Below are 3,712 nucleotides of genomic sequence, written 5' to 3' on the forward strand. Positions count from 1 at the left end.
GGACGCCCAACGAGCTTGCCCGCATGCCGTTCGATGCTGTTGGCACTGCACTCTCCTTGCTCACGTTCCGCCACGCGTACGCCCCGTCGCCCCAGGGGACCCGGACCGCACCACGTGCTCTGCGTCGACACCACTCGCGCAATTTCCCGTGAAATTGCACGGAGACGCCTTCGGCGTGGATAATGGCTTCAGGCGTCAAGTGCAGTGCAAACGCTGTGTCCTGACCGCGTATCAGGGAGATGTTTATCCTTGCCTGCGTACGAAAGGCTCAGACCGCCCGGGAGCGTGCATCTCATACCGGGCAGTGAGAGCGGCAAGAGCCCATCCCTGGCGGCTACCTCCAGGGATGAGGTCAAGGCTTTGAAGGTAAGCCGACATGGGCCGGCTGCAGTCCCCACATCGGCTGTCAGAGCTCAAGATCAGGCACCGCTGGATCTTCAGATCATGCGGGAGAGTGCGCTGCGCGTCCTCGGTCCTGATGACGGCTCCGAGGCTCTGCCACCTACGGTCGGTGAGCTCGACACTCTCGCCCTAGCCTTGCGCGGGCATCTCCAGTTGATCCTGGCGGAGGTTGAGCGTGCTGCTGGGCCGCGGCCCAGCAGCACGCAGTGGTACTGCGCACTCGCCTGTGTCGGCGAGGCCCGTCGGAGGCTGGGCGTCACGCCGCATCCTGCACTGCAGACCCGCGTGGCCCATGCCCGGCTCCTGGCCCGGTGCCTGAATGCCCTGTGCGACCACTACGAACGCCTCAACAGTGCGTCATCATGACCTCGCCCATATCTGAGGCGCCACCCCTGTCCACCGAATGCCAACTGGCGAAGCGGGCCGGATACAAGGACCTGCACGACAGCTGCCACCAGCTCGAAGACATCCCCCTCCCCCACGGGGTCGGCATCCTCCTGCAGAGCCGCTGCGCCTGCTCCTGCCACCGATCGAGCAGGCTCGCGTAGTGCCGTGCACTGCACATATCCGCTACCGGGGGGGGTGAGCGGCTCGGCTGCCCTGCACGCCAGATCGCTGCCAATCAGCTAACCGCTCCGTTCAGGAGGCAGCAGTCCAAGAGTGTTTTGTCCCGGCGGGGTTGTTTGGTTCGAGGTTGAGGTGTCGCGCCAGTTCGGGGGTGGATTCTCGGGTGAGTCGTCGGCTTATGAGGTCGGTCATCGCGACGTGGATTATGGCTTCGGAGGGGTGGGAGTGGGTCTCGTAGTCGCGTCCGAGACGGGGGTGGTGCATCAACCAGCCGAAGGTTCGCTCGACGGTCCAGCGCCGGGGAGGCACCTTGAACTCTTTGACGCCGGGGTCGGGTGGGACGACTTCGACGTCGATTCCGAGGCGGGCGCCGTGGTCGATGGCTTTCTTTCGATAGCTGGTGTCGGCCCACGCCTTGGTCACGCGAGAGGTTGCGGCGGAGATCTGGGAGAGCTAGTGGATGCTGCCGGTGTTGTCGGAGGCGCTCGGCGGTCACCCAGACGGCCAGCAGCAGGCCGAGGGGGTCGACGCCGATGTGGCGCTTGGGACCTGCAAATTTTCTTGCCTGCGTCGATGCCTGGCCGGCCGCAGGAACGTTGGCGGAGGTTTTGACGCTCTGAGCGTCCAGCACGCAGGCGCTCGGTTCGGCGTTGCGGTCTTCGGCCTCCCGGACCAGGCACCGCGGCAGGCCCTTGAGCCGGTCGAAGACGCCTCCTTCTGCCAGGCGCCGAAGAAGCCGTAGACCGTCTCCCGCGGTGGGAAGTCGTGCGGCAGGTAGAGCCACGTCCACCGGTCTGCCGCTTCCGGGCTACGAAGCCGGGGTTTGGTCCACCCGAGTGTCTGCTTGAACAGGCGAAACGTGTGCTCGACGTCGAAGCGGCGGAGGAAGGACGGCCAGTAGCGGTCGAGGTCCGCTTCGGTGGCGCCGGTGCCCGACCACCACATGCCGTACGGGCTTGTTGACCCACCGCTGGGCAGCTTCTCCACGACCAGGCGGATGACGGTGCCCTCGATGATGGGCAGCGGGCTGTCGTGGTCAAACCATGCGGCCCGGCGGGTCAGCCGCGGGTGCAGCCGGTCCCATGCCTGCGCGGTGGCCTTCCCATAGAGCCGGGTCTCCGTGGCCGTCACGGACTGCTCGACACCCCAGGTGGCGGGATCACCGAAGACGAACTCGCCGCCGTGCTTGGGCGGTCGGCCACCCTTGGGGTCGTAGACCCGGGGCGGTGTCGTCCGGCGCATCACGCGGTCCGACCGGAGCCGGCCGAGGATCTCGACGGGAAGCCCTGCGAGCAGGTGAGCGATGCACGGGGCGTCGTATCCGGCCTCCAGCACGACCAGGACCTCCGGGTCGCCCGGCCGCCACTGGCCGGCGGCGACCAGCCGCTCGACGACCTCTCGGATCTGCACGGTGGTCACCGCGGCGACGTCGGCGCCGGGCTCCAGGCGGACCGCGTCCAGCACCGCCGTCCAGGACGTGCGGCTGGTCTCCAGCGCGGCCACCACCGAGTAAGGCCAGCCGGACACCATCTGGTCCTCGCCCCGGCCGAACGTGTGGCAAAGGCCCGGTCAGCACATGTGTTGGCGTCCGGCCGCAGCCACGGCGAGACGTCCACGGCCAGGATCAGCCGACCATCCGGCGCCCTCGGTAGCGGCACCGCGACCAGGGCACGACGCAGCCGTGCGACATCGATCCGCCCCTGGTTCAGCCCGCCATACAGAGCCCCGTGACCACGGCGGTGTTCAGGCGCGAGCGCGAGATCGACCAGCGTCCGCACCGGCCCTTCCGAACACAGCAATGCGTCGCCCCGCACAGTCAGACACGCGTACAGCTCCGACCGGAAGCGTGACACTTCCGCGAACGCATCCCCCAGGACGCCCTGATGCACCAAACTCACGACCACGGCCTTCGCGCTGATCCACTCTGTGGCGGAGCACAGGATCAGACGAAGGCCGCCTACACGTCCGCCGAACTGCGAAAACACTGATCAAGTTCGAACCGCGTTCGACGCCGGACGTTAAACGACAAGTTCAGAGCCTGTATCTGAACTGCCGCCCGCGCAAACGCCCGACTGGGAAACCCCAGTCGAGCGTCTGCATAAACCGCTCGCTCGCGGCCTGATCAACCGACCACGTGTTGCGACGACTTCTGGAATCCGCCAGGAGCGCGTGGTCTTCGCCGGGCGGGTTTCTAGGCGGCGTACCAGCCGCGCCAGGCGTTGGACTTGTAGGTGCTGCGCCAGTGGCTGCCACCGGCGGCCTTAACGACGACAGTACGGCCCCCGTGGCCCCAGTAGGCGTGGACGGTGTCGACGGCGCGTCCGGAGTTCGGCATCTCCTTCCAGCCGCCGGAGTTCTTCCAGACATGGTAGATCTTCCCACTTGAGGCAATCGCGAAGACCTCGTCGACGGTGCGGTCCTGGTGGGCGTTCCAGTTGACCTTCAGGACGTGGCTGCCGCACTTTGCGCGGGCCCTGTGCCCCCAGTAGGTACCGCCGTAGCAGCTCTCGATCTCCGCGCCGTCCCCTACCTCCACGAGGTCGGCGACCTCGTTGGATGTGTCGACCACGGGAACCTCCTCTGCCGGGGCCAAGGCTCCGGCGGCGGGGGCGAGGGTGGCCAGGACAGATACCGCCCCGGCAACCGCGATACCGGTCTTGTGCATGTACCGCATATCTCTCCTTCGACTCACGGGCACGGCTTGTGCCCACGTCCGCACGCCGCCGGATCCCGGGGCGTGCCG

Annotated in this window: 2 protein-coding genes and 2 pseudogenes; 1 reads left to right on the forward strand and 3 read right to left on the reverse strand. The window is 67.1% G+C overall.

What is annotated here, in order from left to right:
- Positions 1–444: 444 nt before the first annotated feature.
- Complete coding sequence (locus ACZ7NC_RS44815; RefSeq protein ID WP_471498027.1) at positions 445–768, forward strand: DUF6415 family natural product biosynthesis protein; 324 nt, start codon at positions 445–447, stop codon at positions 766–768.
- Between the two features lie 332 nt (positions 769–1,100).
- Here the strand turns inward: ACZ7NC_RS44815 and ACZ7NC_RS44820 are convergent.
- The 3 genes and pseudogenes from ACZ7NC_RS44820 to ACZ7NC_RS44830 all read right to left on the reverse strand — a co-directional run.
- Positions 1,101–1,752 (reverse strand): annotated as a pseudogene (locus tag ACZ7NC_RS44820) (IS5 family transposase); the annotation flags it as partial.
- Between the two features lie 342 nt (positions 1,753–2,094).
- A pseudogene (locus ACZ7NC_RS44825) lies at positions 2,095–2,954 on the reverse strand (transposase); the annotation flags it as partial.
- A gap of 206 nt (positions 2,955–3,160) precedes the next feature.
- The gene (locus ACZ7NC_RS44830) at positions 3,161–3,643 is read right to left on the reverse strand and encodes a hypothetical protein (RefSeq protein ID WP_471498030.1); all 483 of its coding nucleotides are present in this window, start codon (positions 3,641–3,643) and stop codon (positions 3,161–3,163) included.
- Positions 3,644–3,712: the final 69 nt, after the last annotated feature.

Source organism: Streptomyces sp. NPDC111802 (assembly GCF_055634335.1).